The organism is uncultured Pontibacter sp. (genome assembly GCF_947502515.1).
Lineage (GTDB): Bacteria > Bacteroidota > Bacteroidia > Cytophagales > Hymenobacteraceae > Pontibacter.
Genome location: NZ_CANNAI010000006.1, coordinates 275,975 through 297,472, shown reverse-complemented (window position 1 = coordinate 297,472; position 21,498 = coordinate 275,975). Strand labels below are relative to the sequence as shown.

Here is a 21,498-nt window from a genome sequence, read left to right as displayed (position 1 = left end):
TGACATAGGTTTTACCCCACATCAGGCTTTACAGGAAAAGTAAAAGTCTAGATTGTGCTCTTTGGTGCAGCTTCACCGAAGGTAGCGTCATACAGTCTGATGCTCTCTTTGATGATCTCGTAAGCTGGCTCACGACCCAGGAACTGCTCTACAATCACTTCTTTGTGCTCCAGCTTCTTGTAGTCTTCGAAGAAACGGCGCATCTCCAGCAGGGTGTGTGGAGGAAGCTCAGAAATATCGTTGATGTGACGTACCGACATGTCGTTGTTTGCCACAGCGATGATCTTGTCGTCTTCTTCGTTGTTATCGATCATACGCATCACACCGATCACCTTCGCATCGATCAGGCACATGGGCACCACGTCAAGCGAACAGATCACCAGGATATCCAACGGGTCTTTGTCGTCGCAGTAAGTTTTAGGTATAAAGCCGTAGTTGGCTGGGTAGTTCACTGAAGAGAAAAGTACGCGGTCCAGTTTCAGCATGCCACTCTCTTTGTCCAGCTCGTACTTTGCTTTCGAACCTTTCGGGATTTCAATAATAGCAGTAACGACTGCCGGGGCCTCTTCACCATAGCTCACACTATGCCATGGGTTATTTTTTTCTAAATTCTCCATCATATATTCTTTCTTAAAAGCTGTCGTCTACTTAGTCCCGACAGGTATTGTTACTTCATTAATTCTTGTAAGGGGCGCCCCACACTTCCATTCGGTTCCTGTATGTACAACCATGAGGCAATTGTAGGGGCGATATCTGCCACCGCTGTTTCAATGGAGCTTTCACCCGGCTTTACTTTCCATCCGTACCATACCAGCGGTACGTGAGTGTCATAGTTACCGTAAGAGCCATGTGTCGTGCCTTTCTGAGGTCCGCTGCCATAGCCTTCGAACCAACCTGGCTGCAGTACAACGATCACATCGCCGGAGCGCTGTGCATTGTAGCCGCTCTCCAGGCGCGACATCATACCGCCAGCCCAGCCAGCACGCTGTATAGCTTCGCCTGTTATGGCTCTCGCCACACCATCAAAACGCATCACATAGTTGGCGGCCGCTTCCTGTACTTCTATTCTCGTTAGCTTCTTGCCTTCTATTGTCTTACGGTCCAGGTATACCTGCTGGTTGGTGTAACGTTCCACCCAGCGGCCTTTGCCAAACCGTTTGCTCAAGTGCTGCTCCAGTGAGTCGCGCATGATGCCGGAGGTAGCTATACCTGCCGGGATGTTAAGCGACTCCATGTAAGCCGGCACATGGGCTGCTCCGTGGTCTGCTGTCAGGAAAATCAGGACGTTATCTTTCCCGATCTCTTTTTCAAGCAGATTGATCAGCTCTTCGATCTCACGGTCAAGGCGTAGGTATATATCCTGAGCCTCTATTGAATTCGGCCCAAATGAGTGTCCGACATAGTCTGGTGTGGAGTAGCTCAGCGCCAGGAAATCGGTGAAACTGCCTTTTCCTAAGTTCTCGCCACGTAAGGCTGCCTTGGCAAACTCCGTTGTCAATGTGTTGCCTGCAGGTATAGAACGAATCAGCTCGTAATCTTTCCCACGAATGGCCGGGATGTTATGCGGGAACACCGGTCTTTCTTCACCTGGCAATGCACGCTCCCAGTCCATATCATCTGCTGTGCTCTCGGTATACTGCTCAATTGGCAGCAGCGTATTCCATACCTCATTTAGGAGCTTATCCGGATGCTTTTGATTATTAAACTCCTGTACCCAGTTTGGTAAGGTGTTCGCATAAAACGTGCTCGTGATCCAGTTGCCTGAAGGAGAGTCAAACCAGTAAGCTCCATTTGCGGTATGTCCAGCCGGCAGAATAGACCCTCTGTCTTTCAGCGCTACACCAATAACTTTTGATTGCATGTTATTAGATAGTCGCAATTCGTCGGTGATGGTGGTGGTCAACAGATTTCGAGGTGACATCAGACCCGCATCTGAAGTACTCCCTACAGTTTTGACGCTGGTATCCTCCACGCAGTACATGGATTTACCTGTTTTTCTATCATACCATGAGTTACCAACAATACCATTCAAGGCGGGTACACTACCGGTATACACCGAAGCATGGCCTGGCCCCGTGTAAGTGGGCACATAACTGTACTGGTTGTTCTTGAAGTTAAAGCCCTGTCTTACCAGTCTTTTAAAGCCGCCTTCGCTGTACTTGTCCCAGTAGCGGTACAGAAAATCGTAACGCATCTGATCCACCACAATACCAACGATCAGTTTTGGACGGCCTTCGACGCCTATCACAGGCTGGTTTCCCTGTTCCCTTGCTACGCTTGGGCTGTTAGTTGTCGTGCAAGCCTGCACAGCAATTAAAAGTACTGCTGCTACTATTGTCTGTATGCCGGATCTAAAACCGCTTAACTTCATGTGTATGTTGTTGAGTTTCTCAAATATAGGGAACACTTTCCAACTAATCGGCTAGCATACATTCCTGTATTCGATGTTTTAACAAAAATATAACACACTGTATTATATCCCCAAAAAAAGAACGCCCACCTGGTGTGATGGGCGTTGCTTCAATATTTGGTATTTGCTTTTATTTTGCTGCAAGCGCCTCTGCACCACCCACAATCTCGAGAATCTCTTTGGTGATGGCCGCCTGACGCGTCCTGTTGTAGGTCAGCTTCAGCTCTTTCAGCAGTTCGCCTGCGTTTTCCGTCGCTTTATCCATGGCAGTCATACGGGCACCGTGCTCGGAGGCGTTAGACTCCAGCACCGCTTTATATACCTGAATCTTGAGTGACTTAGGGATAAGCTCCTCAATGATCTGCTCTTTAGATGGCTCAAAGGTATAGTCAGATACCATGCTGCTGGCGGTTTCCTCTACTGGCTTGTCTTCAATCGGCAGAAATTGCTCGTTGCGCACGATTTGTGTCGCCACGTTTTTGAATTCGTTGTAGATGATATCCACCTGATCAAACTCACGGGCAACAAAACCATCCATGGCACGTTCCGCAGCAAGGCGTACCGTGTCAAAGGATAGGTTAGCGAAAGTGCCTGTGAAGTCACCAATCACTTTGTAACCACGCTTGCTCAGTGCTTCAGCACCCTTACGGCCAATCGTCAGGAAAGTAAGGTTACCGGACTCCAGCTGGCTACGGTATTTGCCTTGGGCCAGTGTATTGGCTGCCTTGATAATGTTCGAGTTAAAAGCGCCAGCCAAACCACGGTCAGATGTTACCACGATTACAAGTACTCTGTTCGCTTCACGCTTTTCAGAATAAATGTTCGATACAGAACCTTCTGTCAGCTGAGAAAGATTGGTCAGGATACCGCTCAAACGCTGCGCATAAGGGCGCATACGCAGGATGTTGTCCTGAGCACGTCTCAACTTGGCAGCCGCCACCATTTTCATGGCCTTGGTGATCTGCTGTGTTGACTGTACCGATGTGATGCGGCTTCTAACCTCTTTTAAACTTGCCATGTTATGTATGTTATGAGCATAAAGTTAGAGACCGCTTTCGTCAGCAGTCTCTAACTCATAACTTAAATATTACTTTTTGTAACGGGCAGAAAGCTCTCTGGCTACCTGCTTGATAACACCTGTTGTCTCGTCGTCCAGCTTTCCAGCCAACAGCGCATTCAGTGTGTCCTGGTGCTGAGCACGCATTGTGCGCAGGAAGTCTTTCTCGAAAGTTCTAACTTCGTTTACAGGCACGTTGTCCAACAGACCGTTTGTAGCGCAGTAGATAATAGCTACCTGCTCAGAAACTGATACTGGAGAGAACTGTGGCTGCTTCAGGATCTCGAGGTTACGACGACCACGCTCAATTGTCAGCTTAGTCGCAGCATCCAGGTCAGAACCGAATTTCGCAAACGCTTCCAGTTCACGGAACTGCGCCTGATCCAGCTTCAACGTACCAGATACTTTCTTCATCGCCTTGATCTGAGCGTTACCACCCACACGCGATACAGAGATACCTACGTTGATCGCAGGACGGATACCTGAGTTGAACAGGTTGGTCTCGAGGAAGATCTGACCGTCAGTGATCGAAATTACGTTCGTCGGGATATAAGCAGAAACGTCACCAGCCTGCGTCTCGATGATTGGAAGGGCAGTCAAAGAACCACCACCTTTTACCAAGTGCTTGATAGACTCTGGCAAGTCGTTCATGTTACGAGCAATCTCGTCAGATGCGTTTACCTTAGCGGCACGCTCCAGAAGGCGCGAGTGCAGGTAGAATACGTCACCAGGATATGCTTCACGCCCTGGAGGACGACGCAGCAGCAGAGACACTTCACGGTAAGCAACTGCCTGCTTAGAAAGGTCATCATAAACAACCAGTGCAGGACGGCCGGTATCACGGAAGAACTCACCGATAGCGGCACCAGTAAATGGCGCAAAGAACTGCATTGGAGCTGGATCAGAAGCAGAAGCCGAAACAACTACTGTGTAATCCATCGCACCACCTTCAGTCAAAGACTTCACTACCTGTGCTACAGTAGAGGCTTTCTGACCTACGGCCACATATATACAGAATACAGGCTGTCCTTTTTCGAAGAACTCGCGCTGATTCAGGATAGTGTCAATCGCAACGGCAGACTTACCTGTCTGACGGTCACCGATGATCAGCTCACGCTGGCCACGGCCGATTGGAATCATGGAGTCAATCGCCTTGATACCAGTCTGCATTGGCTCGTTTACCGGCTGACGGAATACCACACCTGGTGCTTTACGCTCCAGTGGCATTTCGTACAGGTCACCAGCAATTGGACCTCTACCGTCGATTGGCTGACCCAGTGTATTTACCACACGGCCAATGATGCCATCACCTACTTTTACAGAGGCGATACGGTTGGTTCTTCTTACAGTGGCGCCCTCTTTGATTTCGCTGTAGTCGCCAAGCATTACGGCACCTACGTTGTCTTCTTCCAGGTTCAGAACAAGCGCCTGAAGTCCGTTCTCAAACTCTAATAGCTCACCAGACTGTGCTTTGGAAAGGCCATAGATACGAGCGACACCGTCACCCACTTGCAGTACTGTACCTACTTCTTCCAATTCTGCCTCAGAACGGAAGCCAGATAGCTGCTCTCTTAGTATGGCTGATACTTCGTCAGGTCTTACTTCTGCCATGATTATAATTTATTGATATAGGGGTTGTCTTTAAATTTATTTCTCAGCTTGTTCAGGTTATACTTCACAGAGCTGTCAATCTGCTGATCGCCAACACGCAGTACGAAACCACCGATGAGTGACGGATCAATTTTTTCTTCTAGTTCTACGCGTTGGCCTGTCTGGGCTACCAGACGCTGACCTAGTTCGTTGCGAAGTTCTTCTGACAATGGTACCGCTGTCGTTACGCTGGCAGTGGTGATACCTTTGTACAGGTTGTACTGGCTAACAAACTCCGGCGCAATAAACTCCAGCACTGACTCACGGCCTTTGCGGGCTACAATGCTGAAGAAAGCCAGGGTCAGGTCATTTACCTTGCCTTTGAACAGTGCGTTGATCACTGCCAGCTTCTTGTCTGATTTCACAACCGGGTTGCGCATCAGGAGTCTCAGATCTCTGCTTTGGTCAAGCACTTTGGCGAACATATCCATGTCCTCCTTCACTTGCTCCAGAACACCTTTCTCCTGTGCCAGTTCAATCAGTGACTTTGCGTATCTCGAAGCAACTCTTATTTCTGACATATTGCTTTATTATGGCCTTTACACGTAAACGGTGGCAGGCTATGTGATACGATTAGTTAAGCGTTACTTCGTTGATATAATCTTTAGCCAGCTCTTGCTGTGCCTGTGGGTTGCTCAGTTCCTTGCGCAGGATACGCTCAGCGATGTCCACTGAAAGAGCTGCAGCCATGTTCTTCACTTCTGTGATAGCAGCGCGCTTCTCATTCTCGATAGACTCACGTGCTTGTGCGATCATGCGAGAACCTTCTTCGTTAGCCTTCTGTCTTGCAGTTTCTACTAGGGCGTTACCAGCATCAGAAGCTTCTTTCAGGATCTTGTCACGCTCCATACGGGCTTCGGCCAACAGCTTTTCGTTCTCTGCTTTCAGACCCTGCATCTCCAGCTTTGCTTTTTCAGCAGCGCTCAGTGCATTTTCAATAGAAGTCTCACGCTCGTGCAGGGCGTTCATGATCGGCTTCCAGGCGAACTTGGAAAGCAGGAACAGCACGATGATGAACGTCACCGTCTGCCAGAAAATTAAACCTATACCTGGGGTTACTAATTCCATTGTGTATGAATTTGAATAATTAGGTTCTAATCAGTTCACCGGCTCTTCACCGGCATTACTTTTAACTATTTAACTATTTTGGATCTCTCCGTCCGGACCATGCGTCCGGACGAGAGACCAATTACAAAGGATATTAGCCTTTGAAAGAGATTAGCAAGCAAACTACCACACCGAACAGTGCAACACCTTCGATAAGGGCAGCCGCGATAATCATAGCAGTCTGGATCTTACCACCAGCTTCTGGCTGACGCGCGATAGACTCCATGGCTGAACCACCGATTCTACCGATACCCAAACCAGCGCCAAGGGCAACCAGACCAGCACCGATACCGGCACCCATGATAGCCAAACCGAAATCGGTTGTAGCTGCTACTGCTTGAAGCAAAATTGCTAACATAATTATAGTTATATATAGTTAAAAAAATAAAAAACAGATTAATGATGCTCGTCACCGTGATGCTCTTCTACCGCACCACCGAAGTACATCGCTGAAAGCAGGGTGAAGATATAAGCCTGAAGCAGGGCCACAAACAACTCTAAGAAGTTCATGAAAGTAGCAAACGCCACGCTCAAAGGACCTACTGCAATGCTCTGGAAAATAAAGATCAAACTAAACAGGGACAGGATGATAATGTGACCTGCTGTGATGTTGGCAAAAAGACGAACCATCAGGGAGAATGGCTTGGTAATGATACCAATCAATTCAACCGGGATCATGATCGGAGCTAGCCACACCGGAACACCTGGCGTAGCGAAGATGTGCTTCCAGTAGTTTTTGTTGCCGCTAAATACGGTGATCAAAAGTGTCAGTGTAGCCAGTACCAGTGTAACCGCGATGTTACCAGTCAGGTTAGCGCCACCTGGCATCAAACCAAGCAGGTTGTTGAACCAGATAAAGAAGAACACTGTCAGCAGGTATGGCATGTAGCGCTCATACTTCGGCCCTATGTTCGCCTTGGCAATTTCGTCACGGATAAAGATAATGATCGGCTCAAAGAAAGACTGAATGCCTCTTGGCGCTTTGCCGTTATTTTTCTTATAACTTCCAGCAATTGTGAAGAACACTGCAAAAAGCAGGGCCACACTAAGGAAAAGAGAAGCAACGTTCTTTGTAATAGATATGTCAATCAGAGAAGACTGGTCAGCAGCCGGCTGTCCGTTGGCATCAGCACGATAGATGTGACCGTGGCTCACCATGTAACCTTCGTAAGGCACCAACTCGTGATTCTCGTCATAGAAGTTACTTGATGAAAACACCTTTGGAGTACCGTTATCGATCAGGATAACAGGCAGGTATAGCGTTACGCCATCGGCAAAATGCCAGTTGTAATCATCCGCGATGTGATGGGTGATCATATCGCCTGGCTTGAACTCGCCGCCTTCAACCGGAGCCTCTGCAGAAGCAGTGATCGTCAGGAAGGAAAACAGTAAAATAAATAACTTCTTCATTAAGAGAGATTTAGAAGCAAATTTAAAATCCGCAAATGCTATTCTTAGTTTTGCTTTTTCAATTGCGGTGCGAAGTTAGTTATTAAGCTGTAGATTTCAAACCCGGTAAATAGAAAATATAAGGCAAAGAAGTTGAAAACGAACTGTAGCTCATTTTCAGAGTACATGAACACATAAATAAAAATGACGGCAATGCTGAGGATCATCCGGAAACCCATCGAGCCAAAGTAGTACAACTGGAAGTTATCGGGGTCGTAGCCTACTCCCAGTCGCGACACATAAAAGGCCAGTGCCGTGACCACCACCATAAAGCCTAAAATATACCAGATCAGTGGGTGTAGTAGCGCTGTGCCGGTATAAAAGGAGAGTAAGCCAATACCGATGCTCACGACACCTGTGAAAATGAGGAGGTTTTTGAAGAATTTCACTGCTTTACTTTTTACTTAATGAGATAATTACCAATACCATAGAGGCTACCACGGCCACTACCAGCAGCACAATCGTCATCCAGGGGTTCTCGTTGCCCATATAGTCGTCCAGCTTGGAGCCTGCCCAGGCGGCCAGCACCATCGCCCCGATCATCTGAAAGGCCAGCCCTGAGTACTTCAGGTACGACTTAAACGATTCCTCGCCTTTTGGCTTTTGATCATCTGCCTGTGACATGCGCTGCTTTGTTTTTCAAGGATTTGCAAAATTACGCTTTTTTCATGGGCTTCTCTGCAAATCAGTTTTATTTCGCCAGCTTTTTAAGGTGCCTCAAATGCCTTCTGAGGGCTGAAACCATTTCTTATTTTCTATAGTTCAATACCGGGCTTCAGGCTTTATCCACAGCCCCTTACATAATTGGCATATTATTGTATTTTTGTAGATGGCTTGAGGCTTGCGCCTTATCCAGGCCCGGATACTTTCAGGTATAGCCGGGCCGTTATAATGAAATAGGTGGCCCGACCGCCTTATATATGCTGCACACGATCGATACTTTGAGCAAAAACCCATCATATATTCTCTTCTTGCTGTCCTGCCTTATACTGGCTGGCTGTTCGGCTGAGCGCAACAATCCGCTAAGCAAGGCTTATCATAACACGACAGCTCGCTACAATGGCTATTTTCTGGCGAAAGAGAAGCTTGATGCAATCGAAAAGAGCATACAGGACCAGACGGTTTATGACTACAACCGTCCACTGCCTATTTTCCCGCCCATTGACTCTGCGACATTTAAAGCACACGCAGCCGATTTGGAGGATGTCATCAAAAAGGCATCTTTCCCGATTCAGTACCACCCAAACAGCAAGTGGATCGACGACAGCTACCTGGTCATCGGCAAAGTGCGATTTTACGAACTTAATTTCCCGGAGGCTGCCCAGACTTTCCGGTATGTGAACTCCACAGGCAAGGACCGCCATGTGAAACACGAAGCGCTGGTATGGCTGATGCGTTCTTTCCTGAAGCTTGGCGAGACAGACAATGCCTGGCAGGTGTCGGAGTTTTTGCGCAAAGAGCGCCTTAACCGCGACAATGCCCGCGAGCTATACCTGGCCCGCGCCCAATACCACCTGATGCAGGGCGATACTGCCGCCGTGATCGAAAACCTGGACCTGTCGCTGCCTAACTTTACGGATCGGGATGACCAGTCTCGGGTGCGTTTCTCACTGGCCCGGCTATACCAGGATCGTGGCCAAAGCAAGGAAGCCTATCAGCAGTACAGCCGCATCCTGCGCCGCAACCCGCCTTACGACCTGGGCTTTTTCAGCCGACTATACTTGGGCCAGGTATCGGAACTGGACGATGCGCAGGACCTGAACCGCATTGCGGGTTATTACCAGAAGATGCTGCGCGACGAGAAAAACACCGAGTACCGCGACAAGATCTATTATGAGATGGCCGTGTTTGAGCGTCGCCAGCAGCACTATGACAAAGCGCTGCAGAACATTGAGCAATCTCTGAAAACTCCGGGCTCTATACCTAACCAGAAAGCCTATACCTACCTGCTGGCCGGTGAGATCTATTTTGAGAACCTGAACAAATATGACCTGGCTCAGGCTTACTACGATAGTGCCGTTCAGGTATACCCGCAGCAGGCGATAGAATATGAGCAAGTGCTCGAGCGCCGCAATGTGCTGGCAGATTTCACGAAGCAGTATAACACAATACAATTACAGGACAGCTTGCAGCAGCTAGCCGCTATGAGCGAAGGCGAGCGCCTGGCCTTTGTGCAAAACATAGTGCAGCAGGAAGAGGAAATGCGACAGCAGGAGCAGGCTCGCCAGTTGGAACAGGATAAGCAACGCAAAGCCCGACGCGCACAGGAGCAGCAGGCAGCCGTAACAGTCGGAGGTCGCAATAATCCGAACGCAGCCTTAGGCGCCGGCAATACAGGCGGTGTATTCTATTTCGACAACCCGGCGGCAATGGCCACTGCCCGCTCTGAATTCGTGAGGCGCTGGGGCGATCGTCCGTTGCAGGACAATTGGCGACTCCTGAGCCGTGGAGAAACCGTGGGGGGCCAGGAAGAAGCTGTAGCGATGGAGCAACCTGCTGAAGCTGCAGAAGTTGAAACAGAAGAAAACCGCTCTGCCCGCTTGCAGACGCAGGTGGAAACATACCTGCAAAATATCCCGACCACGACACTGGCCATACAGCAGTCAGAGAAACTGCTGGAGGACGCTATGTTCCGCCTGGCCAACATCTATGCTCAAAAGCTTAATTCTCCGGAACAGGCCACTGCTACATACGAGAAGTTCTTGCAGCGTTTCCCGCAATCCGAATATGCAGCCGAGGCGCACTACAGCCTATACCTGATCTACAGCCGAGCAGGCAGTGAACAGAAAGACACCTATTACGCTAAGATCAAGCAGCAGTTCCCAAACACGATCTATGCGAAGCTGGTAGATGACCCGAATTACATGAGCCAGAATGCCCTGGATAACATCAAGGCACATGCGCTCTATGACTCTGCTTATGCACAGTATGAGCGAGCCGAATACCAGCAAGCGACTGCTTTGCTCAAGGAATTGAGCCAGGTATACCCGCTTAATGACATTCCTGACAAAGTGGCCTTCCTGCATGTGATGATCACTGCCCGCTCTGAAAAACCCGAATTGCTTCAACAGCAACTGCTGGCCTTTAAGCAGCAGCACCCATCTAGTCCGCTAACCCCGCGTGCAGACGAGTTGCTCAAGCGCTACCAGGACCTGGAGAGCAAGCAACAGCTCCGTCAGGAAGCTCCCGCTCCCCCTACAGCACAGCTAACCGACGAGCGAACACCGGAGCAGCGGGTCAACAACAATATCGCACTGGCATCTGCACGAGAGCGCAATGCTGCCCTGCAACAGCAGCGTTCTGCCAAGGCGCTTCCTATACCTGATACCACGGCTACCGATCGCTCTGACACGACGGCCACTGCTCAGGTTGGCACGCCTTTGGATGTACCAGCGGTGGCTCTGGATACAGCGACGGCAATGGCACCTGAGGTACAGCCTCCTGCCGCTGATCCGCTGGCTTATACCAGCGCTCCGGATTCGGCTTATTATTTTGTGATGCTATACCCAACAGAGCATGCTGCTTTTAAAGATATTGAGGCAAAGTATGAGAAGTATAACAACACCTATTTCCGCAACCAAAAGCTAACCTTGGCTCAGCAGCCATTCGACGGCAACAGAGGGGTGCTGCTGCTGCGCGCTTTCCCTAACATGAAAGAGGCACAGGCTTATAACATCAAACAAAAAGCACCTCAATCCCCGATTGGCAGAATTAGGGGCGTAGAATTCATTACCTTTGCAATATCATCCGACAACTGGCAGAAGTTGCTTCAGAAGAAGGATGTAGAAGAATATCTGAATTACTTCAGAACGAATAATTAACATGGCAACAACTACCCGCCCAAAACCAAAAACGGTATTCCCTAAGGTCATTTCCACACTGTGGCTTCTCTTCCTGAGTGGCCTGGCTGTGTTCATCCTGTATATTTATGCGGTCAGCGTCAATTTCCTGAACCTGTTCGGTGACCTGCCTAACATGCGTACGCTCGAGAACCCGAAGAGCGCCCTTTCCTCTGTGCTTTACTCAGCTGACAACAAGGAATTGGGTAAGTACTTCCGTGAAAACCGCACCCCGATCGAGTATGCTGACCTGCCCGAAAACTTTGTGCATGCCTTGATGGCAACAGAGGACATCCGGTTTGAGGAACACTCAGGTATAGACCCTGAGGCCATGGCCCGTGTAGCCGGAGGTATACTGATAGGCAGCTCCAAGGGTGGAGGCAGTACTCTGACACAGCAGCTCGCCAAAAACCTGTTCCGTACCCGTGGCGAAGAGCTAAACAACGGTTACCTGAATGACAAGCCAGGCTTCCGTACGCTCATTCACAAAACAAAAGAGTGGATCATGTCGGTGAAGCTGGAGCAGTCCTATACCAAGCAGGAAATCATGATCATGTACCTGAACATTTTTGAGTTCGGGAGTAATGCCTTCGGCTTGCAGTCTGCCGCCAAGACCTTCTTTGGCAAAGATGCGAAGGACCTGGAAGTACAAGAGTCAGCGGTGCTGGTTGGCTTGTTTAAAAACCCGAACCACTATAGCCCGAAGTTTAATCCGGACAATTCGAAACATCGCCGCAACGTGGTGCTGTCGCAGATGGTGAAGTACGGCTACATGACACAGGCCGAGTACGACAGCCTGAAAGAAACTGATATCAAGCTTAAATACCGTGTCGAGAACCAAAACATCGGTCTTGCTCCCTATTTCCGTACCGAAGCCAGTAAGTTCTTACTGAAATGGTGCCGCGAGAATGGCTACGACCTGTATGCCGACGGTCTGAAGATCTACACCACTATTGACTCCCGCATGCAGACTTATGCAGAGCAGGCAGTAGAGGAGCATATGAAAGATCGCCAGAAAGAGTTCTTTGCACACTGGAAAGGACGCAACCCCTGGATTGACCGCCAGGGTAAGGAAATTCCGAATTACCTGGAGAATGCCATTAAGCGTACCGATCGTTACCGCAACCTGAACAGACGCTTCGATGGCAACCAGGATTCTATTAACTACTACCTGAACAAGAAAATCCCGATGACCATCTTTACTTATGATGGAGAGAAGGAAGTTCAGATGAGTCCGCTTGACTCGCTCAAGCATTACAAGCATTACCTCCAAACTGGTTTTATGGCTATGGAGCCACAAACGGGTCATATTAAGGCTTGGGTAGGCGGTATCAATTACAAGCACTTCAAGTATGACCACGTGAAGCAGGGTGCCCGCCAGCCTGGTTCTACGTTCAAACCGTTCCTGTACACTGCCGCTATCGAGAATGGCTATTATCCTTGCTACGAGGTGCTCGATACGCAGGTGTGTATACCGCTGGGTGACGGCACGATGTGGTGCCCTAATAATGCCGACAACAAGTTCTCTGGTGAGAAGTTCACGCTGCGCAAAGCGATGGCGCAGTCTGTTAACTCTATCTCTGCCTTCCTTGTAAACAAACTTGGAGCCGAAACACTGGTTAAGACCGCTAAGCGTATGGGCATCTCAACACCGCTAGAGGCTAATCCATCGTTGGCGCTTGGTGTAAATGACGTGACACTTTACGACATGGTGGGTGCGTATGGCACCTTCGTGAACAGTGGAACCTGGGTGGAGCCAAACTTCATCACTCGCATTGAGGACAAGCATGGCAATGTGCTGCACGAATTTGTGCCTAAGACGGTAGACGCCCTGAGTGAAGAAACTGCTTACATGATGGTGCACATGCTCAAGGCTGCGGCAGAGCCGGGCGGCACTGCTTACTATGGCCTGCGTCATCGCAACGGACTTAAGAACGAGATTGGCGGTAAGACTGGTACAACCCAAAACTACTCTGATGCCTGGTTCATGGGTATAACGCCTGACCTGGTAGCAGGTGCCTGGGTTGGTGGTGACGACCGTTCTATTCACTTCCGTACCATTGCGCTGGGTCAGGGTAATAAACTCGCCATGCCGATCTACGGAAACTTCCTCCAGAAGGTATACGCCGACAAGACCTTAGAAGCTACAAGAGATCCTTTCCCTAAACCTTCTACGCCTTTATCGGTAGAATTAGATTGTTCTAAGTATAACAACGGCATGTCAGTAGACTCCGTTCAGCAGGATCAGTTCTATCAAACACCTGCCCCGATCGACTTAGATGCTTTCTAATGAAATTTGAGCATGGCTGCAAACGAGAAGTTGCGGGAGAAGATTTCCCATTTACCACATAAACCGGGCATTTATAAGTTCTTTGATGATGAAGGCATCATCTATGTAGGCAAAGCGATTGATATCAGGAAGCGTGTCAGCTCCTATTTCAATCGCTCTGCCCAGCATAACAAAAAGACGCTGAAGCTGATCTCCAAGATCAAGGACATCGAGTTCACGATTGTGGATACGGAAGCTGATGCCTTTCTGCTCGAGAACAACCTAATCAAGCAGTACCAGCCCAAGTACAACATCCTGCTGAAAGACGGTAAGACTTACCCGTACATCTGCATTGTAAATGAGCGGTTCCCCAGAGTAATCAGCACCCGCAACAAGATCAATGACGGTTCCCGTTATTTTGGTCCTTATCCGAGCGGCACTACTATGCACATCGTGCTCGATCTGATCCGTACCTTATACCCCCTGCGTACCTGCACTTACAACCTGTCGCCCGAAAATATTGCGGCTGGCAAGTTCAAGGTATGTCTGGAGTATCATATCGGTAACTGTAAGGGCCCGTGCGAAGATCTTATAGATGAAACTACCTATAACCAGTACATTGCTCAGATCAAGAATATACTTTCAGGCAACCTCTCGATAGCAAAGAATTTTTTTAAGGAGCGGATGGCGATTGCAGCGGCTGACTATCAGTATGAGCAGGCACATCGTTACAAGCAAAAGCTTGATCTGCTGGAAGATTATCAGGCTAAGTCTACTGTTGTAAGCAACACACTATCCAACATCGATGTCTTTTCGATTACATCAAACGAGAAGTGTGCTTTTGTGAATTACCTGAAAGTAATGAATGGCTCAATTATACAGACACAGTCGCTGGAGCTACACAAAAAACTGGATGAGTCAGATGAAGAGCTGCTGGCTTCTGTGATTGTACAACTGCGCCATGAGTTTGAAAGCACTTCCCGGGAGATCATCACCAATATTGAGCTTTCCCTACCGCTGGATAACATCACCATCACGCAGCCACAGATAGGCGATAAGCGCAAGCTGCTGAACCTTTCGATGAAGAATGCCATGTACCTTCGCAAAGAGCGTGAAGGTCGCCAGGAGCAGAATAAGAGCATTGGCGAGCAACGTGAAATGCGTGTGCTGGAAACCTTGAAAAAAGACCTCCGGTTAACTGAGCTTCCCCGCCAGATCGAGTGTTTCGACAACTCCAACTTTCAGGGTGATAATCCGGTTGCGTCGATGGTCTGTTTTAAAAATGGCAAGCCAAGTAAAAAAGATTACCGCCACTTCCATATCAAATCTGTTGTTGGTCCGAATGACTTCGAGTCAATGTATGAAGTGGTGACACGTCGTTATCGCCGTCTAATTGAAGAGAAGCAGCCTCTGCCGCAGCTAATTATCATCGATGGTGGCAAAGGCCAGCTTAGTTTTGCTGTGCAGGCTTTGAAAGACCTAAATCTGTGGGGTCAAATTGCAATTGTAGGTATAGCTAAGCGGCTAGAGGAGATTTTCTACCCTGGCGATAAGCTTCCGCTTTACATTGATAAGAAGTCAGAGTCCTTAAAGCTTATTCAACGTTTACGTAACGAGGCACACCGCTTTGCGATTACCTTTCACCGCTCCCGTCGTGATGCTGGCACCTTGAAGACCGAATTGACGGATGTGAAAGGTATAGGCCCTACCACGGCTGATGCACTACTTCAAAAATTCAGGTCAGTTAAGAAACTTAAAGAACTTACTTTGACTGAATTAACTGCTGAGGTCGGTCAGCGTAAGGCTCAGATACTTTACGATTACTTTCATAATGCTAAAGGTACTTCTTCTTAATCAGGTTTTTCGACCTTATTATCACTACTCTATTAATCTCTCAGTTATACTGTACTGTATTCTTTAGATAGGAAGTGCGTACTGCTCCTGTAAGATAATTTTGCTATTGGGACCAAGTTCTGTCAGCTATACCTGTTCTTTCATCATCCATCAAGTTTTCTAAATAAAAAAAGGGGAGATCTTTCAGATCTCCCCTTTTTATGATTGTCTTACAATTAGTAGCTCCACAGGCTGTATTCGTACTCGATCAACGCTTCAAGCGCTTCCTGAGCAGCTAACAGTCCTTTCTTACCACCACCATAGATATCACCCAGCGCTCTGTCGTTCGGGTTAGATATCTTCGTGATATAAGAGCTGAATAGCCACAGATCAAAAGCATCAGCCAGGTTCTTGTGCTGTGCATCGTTCTGTGCGTTGTACCAGATAGCAGTTTCAGGATTGTTTCTGAAAACCTTTACCAGATCGCTCATTTTAAAGCTACCTACTGTCTGCTCAAAACCAAGTGGGTTAAGCGTAGATGGCACTTTAATGCTGATCGTCTGAATATCGTGGTACATACGAGAACGCTTCTTGTCAAACACTACGTTCTCTTTCAGCTCCAGTAGGTATAGCTGCTTAGCAAAGTACTCGTTGCTTACAGGACCAGTCTCTTGGGTAGCAGTTGTGCCCAAGGCAGCTCCCCATGCGTCATCGTCTTCCTCTTCCTGACCGAAACCAGCTGCGATTTCTTCCTCTGTTAACCCACCGCCCATATCTTTGGCAGTCATGTTAGCCAGGAATTCCTCTCTGGTTAGTGGTACATTTACAGAGTCTGTCTTGTAGGCCACCAACTCTCCGCTTTTTACAGCCTCGATCAAAACTTTGGTGATCTCTCTGTTTTCAGAAAACAATGGTCTGTTTTGTTTTTCGCGCAAGTCGATCTTACGCCAAACCGTTTTCTTAAACAATACATCAGACTCCGGAATAGGTCTTGCTGATGGATTACTGGACTGCGTGGTAGACACTTGCTGTGCTACTGCTCCGTAAGAGAGCATCATACCAGCTGCTACACCTATTACTTTGATAAGTTTCATACTCCTTGTAAGCTTCTAATCTTAATTAGTTAAGTGGGATAGTGAAGATACCGTCGCCTGTTGGTTTCGCGTCTACCGGATTGCCCTGATAGTTCAGACGCTTCACTTCCATTACTTCGATCGTAACACGGTCGCCTTTGGCAGCTTTAGAGGCAAAACGGCTCAGGTCACCTGTTGGGCTAGAAAACTCAGCCTGATCAACTGGGTTAGAACCTCTTACCAGGAACGCTCTCCACTTCGTTACTCTATAACGTGCTTCCTGTGGCAAAAATTGCTTAAAGCCTTCGTCAGCGATCGCCTGTATTTCTACTGCTCTGATGCCTTGTGCTGGCAAACCTCTCTTCTGGTCTACTGGTCTTCCGTTTACTACAGTTTGTAGTGATGGTCTTGGCACTGGACGAACTTTGAAAGTTTCTGTACCAATGGCGTTACCACCGCTGCTCACGTTAAGCTTCACTTCAGTAGTAGTTGGGATTACGGTTACCTGACCTTTCTTAGCACCTTTGATGGCAGAGCCACCAGCAGCAGAGAAACTTGGATCGTAAACCGCACCAAGTGCTGGTACCTGTACGTTCAGTTCGTTAGCACAACCAAGGTATAAGGCCTGCACTGCTGCAGATTGTACCTGAATTACTGGCTTCGCTACGATGTACTCTTCTGTTACGTCCAGTACTTCTTGCTCACCATTCTTGTCAATGATAACCTGACCTTTCCAAGTCTGCTTTGAGTTACCATCAGCATCGTAGTTAGAGGCAGCGGCCGTAAATTCAATCTGACCTTTACCGTCTACAACATTGATCGGCTTACCCTGGAACGTCATCTTTGGCGTGATCGCATCAGAAGAAGCGGCGATAAACATGTCTGCTTTGTACTTTGTACCGGCAGCTACTGTCTTAGACTCAGCACGAGCCATCGCAAAGATTTTCTCGAACTTGATGATGTCAGCACCTACTTTTTGAGCAAGGTTCTGCAGGGCATCCGCCTCGTACTTCAGAATTTCTGCTTCTTTCTGAGAAAGTGTTGCAAGCGCAGCTACCAGTGGAGTAGCCTCGAAGTTCAACTGAGCAAAGTCTTTGTTGCGCTGGCTACGGTCTTTTGCAGCCATTGGGTCAGTTTTGCCGTCACGTGCCAGGATGTCCGGCATGCTTGGGTTGTACTGCTTCATGAACTTTGCATAGTTGTTCAAACGCTGCTCCAGCTCGTAAGCGGCACCGTTCTTAGCACTTGCAGGTCCAATCATAGTCATAGCAACCTGATCTTCTGCACTAGGGTTTGAATATCCGGTTTTCTCCTCGTTCTCACCACCTGTTCTTTCGATCAGAGTCGCGCGGAGACCACGGATATACTCTACCAGTTCACCTGTTTCTTTTCTAACAGCATTGGCGCTCTCGAGTACAGTTTTGTCTTTGTCTCGGTTACCACCTTCGCTGACCTTGGATTTAATATTCGTTACAACTCCGCTATTGTCAGTCTGCGTTTTATTGTTGACGTCCATAAGACTCTCATCAATAAACTGAAACTTTAACAGGATAGCAGAGTTCACTTGCAGGGCGAGAAGTGCGGTCAGTACCAGGTACATCATACCGATCATCTTCTGCCGTGGTGTCTCTTTTCCTCCAGCCATTTTCTACTTAGTTACTGTTGTTTTCTTGTTGATTTAGGAAATGATGCGCAATTAGCCTTTCATAGCTGTCAGCATGTTACCGTACACTGTGTTCAGTGAGTGTAGGTTGTGCGTCAGTTTAGAAACCTCTTGCTTGAACTGCTCAGTGTCTTTGCTGGCATCAGTCAGGTTTTCCATGGCCATGCTCAGGTTACCGTAGAACTTGTTCATTGCTTTCAGGTGGTTGTTAGCATCCTGAAGCTCCATTTCGTAAACAGCATTTAAAGCACCTAAGTTTCTTGTCATGCTCTGTACTTGCGTATGATACTCCTGCGCATCGTTGGTAGCAACAGCCATTTTAGACAGTGCATCCGCTGTTGTAGCATAAGCTTCAGTAATGCGGCCCAGTTGGTCACCAGCAGCTTTCACGCGTACACCGTACTCGTTAGTAGCAGCAGTAGCCTGGCTTAGGTCAGCCATTTGAGCAGCTGTTTCACTCAGTCTGTTCAGACCAAGACCCAGTGAGTTGATTGTAGCAGGCGTAATGTCTGCTTCACGCATCATTTTGTCAAGCTCCTTTGTTGCAGAAGGACCGTTGTTTGAAGCTGTGGTTGGGATAAGCGCCTCACCAGCATAATCATCAGCCAGTTGTGGGTATACTCTTGCCCAGTCTGGATCGTGTGGCTGTGGTTGGAATGCACTCAGGGCAAAGATTACGGCCTCTGTACCAAGACCTACAATCAGCATGATGTCGGCACCTGGCCAGTGCTGAATTTTAAACAATGCTCCGATAATTACGACTGCGGCACCAAGACCATACACTTTGGGCATCAACACGTCGTACAAGAAACTGCGACCTCTAGCTTTGCTCATTTTGTTTTCAAAAATTAAATGTGAACGATTGGGTATTAAATTGTTTAGTTTTTAACTGTAAAGAACACTTCTATTGACTATCTGAACTCTCTTCCTGAAGAACGTCCCAGGTAGATCATCGCGTTACGGAAACCGATATACGATCTGGCTGAGTCCTGATATTCGAAGTTACGGGTGCCAGTTTCAAGGAAGTATGCAATATCTTTCCAAGAGCCGCCTCTTACGACTTTGCGAGGCTCGTTATCATCATAGTAAACCGGGTTCAAGTCCCAGGTAATCGGAACAGTAGCATCAGCGTAGGCATCTTCGCACCACTCCGCTACGTTACCGGCCATGTCATACAGACCAAAGTCGTTCGGGAAGAACTGAGCCACTGGAGCTGTATAGGTAAAGCCATCACTGTAATAATCACCACGACCTGGCTTAAAGTTAGCTAGCAAACAGCCTTTGGCATTGCGCAGGTATGGGCCACCCCAAGGGTAAGTTGCCATATCGCGGCCGCCTCTGGCAGCGTATTCCCACTCAGCCTCAGATGGCAAACGGAACTTCGGCATTGGAGCCATTCCGTTGTCAGCATTGGCCTGGTTCTTATGCTTCGTTCTCCAGTCAGAGAAGTACTTGGCAGCGAACCAGTTCACACCTACCACCGGATATTCATCAAATGCAGGGTGAGAAAAATAGTATTCCATCAAGGGGTCACCCATGTGGTAAGTAAAGTCACGCACCCAAACAGTTGTGTCTGGATACAGGCTTGTCATCACAAAGTCTTCGCCCAGAATATCGATCGAGTCATTGACCATTACTTCAATGAACTGACGGTATTCGTTGTTCGTAATCTCGGTTTCGTCCATATAGAAGCCGCCTATTGTTACCTGCTTGTTCAGGTTCGCCATAGTTGCCGCTATATCCTGATCAGCCTGGCCCATATGGAAGGTTCCGCCCGGGCAGGCAACCATGCCGTAAGGTACAGCTTGTGGATTGTAGTCTGGTCGATCCTCTGCGCCTACTAGGTCGCCTTGCGGTCCTCTTCTTAACCCACAACTCGCAAGCAGTACCACCGCCAAAGCGAAGGAAGACAGCTTTAATAGTTTGTTCATGATGACTTTGGAAAAAGTAAATTTTTTAGCAATTATTTATGCACACTATTTCTGGTGTAGCAAATATATTGAGAATTAGAAATAAAACAAAAACAATTAAATTTCTCACTATTAATAATTTTTTAACGGTACTATATCAAGATTTATTGTACCATATTAAAATTATTTAACTGTATTTTTTCAAGAATACAGCTTTTCAGTGATAAATACAATATCATGAAAATTTATTTAGTGAAATTATAGCGAGGGGTTCGCACTGGCGGCCTGAACCGAACAACAGGCTCAGGTAATCGATAGGAAACCATCACTTCATGTGATGTTGGGGCTTTGGCCACTTTATTAAATGTTGTGAGATCTAATGCATATCCTACCCGCAGCGCGTTCTCCTGTAACATCGCTATACCCACAAGCGCACTAACAGCTTCCTGATGCCGAAAATTCAATCCGCCCCAATATTTTTCATCAAATGTTATGCGGGCGCCTGCATCAAACGAAAATGTCTCTGTATCATGCTTTAAGAGGGCTGTAGGAGTAAGTACCAGCTGGTTGGTAAGCGGCAAATGGTAGCCACCTGTCAGGTAAATGTGGTTTTCGCCTACTACGCGGCCGCCTCCTGTGTTATCAACGTCCATAAACTGGTAGCTGGAGCGCAGCAGATTGGTGACGCCAGCGCCTGCGTAGAAGCGCTCTGACTCATACCAAAGGCCGCCTCCCATGTCAAATTTGGAATCGGAGCTGTTGAATGGGATGTTCGGGTCGCCTTCGTCAATAAACCGGTAGCTGCCTTTTCTTATATTATTTATATTACCCTGCACACCTATACCTAACTTGCCTTCGCCCACATTCAGGTGGAAGGAGTAGGAGATGGCGGCTTGCTGGATGCGGGTGTTTGCGATCTGATCCTGAATGAGTGTAATACCTACACCGCCCTTTAAAAGCCGCACCGGAGTATGGGCGGTCAAGAGCAATGTGCGCGGCGAACCGCCATCATCGAAGGAGGCGTCGTAGTTTAGCCACTGGTAGCGGTAGATCGATTGTATTTCAGGGCGATTGGTTATACCTGCGTAAGCCGGGCTGATATACATGCCGTTGAATCCGTAATGGGTAAACTGAGGCTGCTGCTGCGCCCAGGAGTTTAGGTGGCAGATAAACAGCAACAAAACGGCAGGTATAATCTTTTTCATAGAATGTTGCAGCTAAGCATGCGTTAACTGGAC

18 protein-coding genes are annotated in these 21,498 nt (G+C 48.0%); 3 read left to right on the top strand and 15 right to left on the bottom strand.

The genetic code is table 11. From position 1 onward, the window contains the following. Positions 1 to 47 precede the first annotated feature (47 nt). The 10 genes from Q1A54_RS16135 to Q1A54_RS16090 form a co-directional block, all read right to left on the bottom strand. Complete coding sequence (locus tag Q1A54_RS16135) at positions 48 to 620, bottom strand: inorganic diphosphatase (RefSeq protein WP_007653328.1); 573 nt, start codon at positions 618 to 620, stop codon at positions 48 to 50. Positions 621 to 667: 47 nt separating this feature from the next. After that, positions 668 to 2,371, bottom strand: coding sequence for an alkaline phosphatase PafA (gene pafA, locus Q1A54_RS16130; RefSeq protein ID WP_299990241.1), 1,704 nt, complete (start codon positions 2,369 to 2,371; stop codon positions 668 to 670). Positions 2,372 to 2,540: 169 nt separating this feature from the next. Then, a complete protein-coding gene (atpG, locus tag Q1A54_RS16125) occupies positions 2,541 to 3,428 on the bottom strand; it encodes an ATP synthase F1 subunit gamma (RefSeq protein ID WP_007653332.1) in 888 nt (295 codons plus the stop codon). Positions 3,429 to 3,497: 69 nt separating this feature from the next. After that, positions 3,498 to 5,078 (bottom strand): F0F1 ATP synthase subunit alpha, encoded by a 1,581-nt coding sequence (atpA, locus tag Q1A54_RS16120; RefSeq protein ID WP_196116978.1) that lies wholly within the window; start codon positions 5,076 to 5,078, stop codon positions 3,498 to 3,500. A gap of 2 nt (positions 5,079 to 5,080) precedes the next feature. Then, complete coding sequence (gene atpH / locus Q1A54_RS16115) at positions 5,081 to 5,638, bottom strand: ATP synthase F1 subunit delta (RefSeq protein WP_299990239.1); 558 nt, start codon at positions 5,636 to 5,638, stop codon at positions 5,081 to 5,083. A gap of 52 nt (positions 5,639 to 5,690) precedes the next feature. Beyond that, positions 5,691 to 6,185, bottom strand: coding sequence for a F0F1 ATP synthase subunit B (locus Q1A54_RS16110; protein ID WP_007653343.1), 495 nt, complete (start codon positions 6,183 to 6,185; stop codon positions 5,691 to 5,693). A 133-nt stretch (positions 6,186 to 6,318) separates the two neighbouring features. Beyond that, complete coding sequence (gene atpE, locus Q1A54_RS16105) at positions 6,319 to 6,582, bottom strand: ATP synthase F0 subunit C (RefSeq protein ID WP_007653345.1); 264 nt, start codon at positions 6,580 to 6,582, stop codon at positions 6,319 to 6,321. 38 nt (positions 6,583 to 6,620) lie between these two features. After that, on the bottom strand, positions 6,621 to 7,634 hold the full coding sequence (gene atpB, locus Q1A54_RS16100) for a F0F1 ATP synthase subunit A (protein ID WP_196116974.1): 1,014 nt from the start codon (positions 7,632 to 7,634) through the stop codon (positions 6,621 to 6,623). 44 nt (positions 7,635 to 7,678) lie between these two features. After that, on the bottom strand, positions 7,679 to 8,062 hold the full coding sequence (locus Q1A54_RS16095) for a hypothetical protein (protein WP_299990236.1): 384 nt from the start codon (positions 8,060 to 8,062) through the stop codon (positions 7,679 to 7,681). A 4-nt stretch (positions 8,063 to 8,066) separates the two neighbouring features. Continuing rightward, entirely contained in the window at positions 8,067 to 8,297 is a 231-nt protein-coding gene (locus Q1A54_RS16090) for an AtpZ/AtpI family protein (protein ID WP_007653348.1), read from the bottom strand. A 296-nt stretch (positions 8,298 to 8,593) separates the two neighbouring features. Between Q1A54_RS16090 and Q1A54_RS16085 the strand changes: the two genes are divergently transcribed. Genes Q1A54_RS16085 through uvrC form a run of 3 tightly spaced genes read left to right on the top strand, consistent with a single transcriptional unit; the run spans position 8,594 to position 15,635 of the window. Further along, positions 8,594 to 11,494: a tetratricopeptide repeat protein gene (locus Q1A54_RS16085; RefSeq protein ID WP_299990233.1), complete on the top strand. Its 2,901-nt coding sequence runs from the start codon at positions 8,594 to 8,596 to the stop codon at positions 11,492 to 11,494. Between the two features lies 1 nt (position 11,495). Continuing rightward, positions 11,496 to 13,802 (top strand): transglycosylase domain-containing protein, encoded by a 2,307-nt coding sequence (locus Q1A54_RS16080; RefSeq protein WP_299990231.1) that lies wholly within the window; start codon positions 11,496 to 11,498, stop codon positions 13,800 to 13,802. Between the two features lie 12 nt (positions 13,803 to 13,814). Next, complete coding sequence (gene uvrC, locus Q1A54_RS16075; protein ID WP_299990229.1) at positions 13,815 to 15,635, top strand: excinuclease ABC subunit UvrC; 1,821 nt, start codon at positions 13,815 to 13,817, stop codon at positions 15,633 to 15,635. A gap of 215 nt (positions 15,636 to 15,850) precedes the next feature. Here uvrC and gldN read toward each other — a convergent pair whose 3' ends face one another. The 5 genes from gldN to Q1A54_RS16050 all read right to left on the bottom strand — a co-directional run bounded on the left by gldN (position 15,851) and on the right by Q1A54_RS16050 (position 21,465). Continuing rightward, positions 15,851 to 16,708 (bottom strand): gliding motility protein GldN, encoded by an 858-nt coding sequence (gldN, locus tag Q1A54_RS16070; protein WP_299990227.1) that lies wholly within the window; start codon positions 16,706 to 16,708, stop codon positions 15,851 to 15,853. A 25-nt stretch (positions 16,709 to 16,733) separates the two neighbouring features. Then, positions 16,734 to 18,332 (bottom strand): gliding motility protein GldM, encoded by a 1,599-nt coding sequence (gldM, locus tag Q1A54_RS16065; RefSeq protein WP_196116955.1) that lies wholly within the window; start codon positions 18,330 to 18,332, stop codon positions 16,734 to 16,736. 51 nt (positions 18,333 to 18,383) lie between these two features. Next, positions 18,384 to 19,184, bottom strand: a complete 801-nt coding sequence (gldL, locus tag Q1A54_RS16060; protein WP_196116953.1) for a gliding motility protein GldL — start codon at positions 19,182 to 19,184, stop codon at positions 18,384 to 18,386. Positions 19,185 to 19,261: 77 nt separating this feature from the next. Continuing rightward, a complete protein-coding gene (locus Q1A54_RS16055; RefSeq protein WP_007658788.1) occupies positions 19,262 to 20,281 on the bottom strand; it encodes an SUMF1/EgtB/PvdO family nonheme iron enzyme in 1,020 nt (339 codons plus the stop codon). 224 nt (positions 20,282 to 20,505) lie between these two features. After that, complete coding sequence (locus tag Q1A54_RS16050) at positions 20,506 to 21,465, bottom strand: type IX secretion system membrane protein PorP/SprF (RefSeq protein ID WP_299990224.1); 960 nt, start codon at positions 21,463 to 21,465, stop codon at positions 20,506 to 20,508. Between the last annotated feature and the right edge of the window lie 33 nt (positions 21,466 to 21,498).

Bases quoted from the DNA above. Each gene is read 5' to 3' on its own strand.
- gldN (WP_299990227.1), bottom strand. From the start codon at position 16,708: ATGAAACTTATCAAAGTAATAGGTGTAGCAGCTGGTATGATGCTCTCT.
- Q1A54_RS16090 (WP_007653348.1), bottom strand. From the start codon at position 8,297: ATGTCACAGGCAGATGATCAAAAGCCAAAAGGCGAGGAATCGTTTAAG.
- atpA (WP_196116978.1), bottom strand. From the start codon at position 5,078: ATGGCAGAAGTAAGACCTGACGAAGTATCAGCCATACTAAGAGAGCAG.
- gldM (WP_196116955.1), bottom strand. From the start codon at position 18,332: ATGGCTGGAGGAAAAGAGACACCACGGCAGAAGATGATCGGTATGATG.
- Q1A54_RS16055 (WP_007658788.1), bottom strand. From the start codon at position 20,281: ATGAACAAACTATTAAAGCTGTCTTCCTTCGCTTTGGCGGTGGTACTG.
- gldL (WP_196116953.1), bottom strand. From the start codon at position 19,184: ATGAGCAAAGCTAGAGGTCGCAGTTTCTTGTACGACGTGTTGATGCCC.
- pafA (WP_299990241.1), bottom strand. From the start codon at position 2,371: ATGAAGTTAAGCGGTTTTAGATCCGGCATACAGACAATAGTAGCAGCA.
- Q1A54_RS16135 (WP_007653328.1), bottom strand. From the start codon at position 620: ATGATGGAGAATTTAGAAAAAAATAACCCATGGCATAGTGTGAGCTAT.
- Q1A54_RS16085 (WP_299990233.1), top strand. From the start codon at position 8,594: ATGCTGCACACGATCGATACTTTGAGCAAAAACCCATCATATATTCTC.
- atpG (WP_007653332.1), bottom strand. From the start codon at position 3,428: ATGGCAAGTTTAAAAGAGGTTAGAAGCCGCATCACATCGGTACAGTCA.
- atpE (WP_007653345.1), bottom strand. From the start codon at position 6,582: ATGTTAGCAATTTTGCTTCAAGCAGTAGCAGCTACAACCGATTTCGGT.
- atpB (WP_196116974.1), bottom strand. From the start codon at position 7,634: ATGAAGAAGTTATTTATTTTACTGTTTTCCTTCCTGACGATCACTGCT.
- Q1A54_RS16050 (WP_299990224.1), bottom strand. From the start codon at position 21,465: ATGAAAAAGATTATACCTGCCGTTTTGTTGCTGTTTATCTGCCACCTA.
- atpH (WP_299990239.1), bottom strand. From the start codon at position 5,638: ATGTCAGAAATAAGAGTTGCTTCGAGATACGCAAAGTCACTGATTGAA.
- uvrC (WP_299990229.1), top strand. From the start codon at position 13,815: ATGGCTGCAAACGAGAAGTTGCGGGAGAAGATTTCCCATTTACCACAT.
- Q1A54_RS16110 (WP_007653343.1), bottom strand. From the start codon at position 6,185: ATGGAATTAGTAACCCCAGGTATAGGTTTAATTTTCTGGCAGACGGTG.
- Q1A54_RS16080 (WP_299990231.1), top strand. From the start codon at position 11,496: ATGGCAACAACTACCCGCCCAAAACCAAAAACGGTATTCCCTAAGGTC.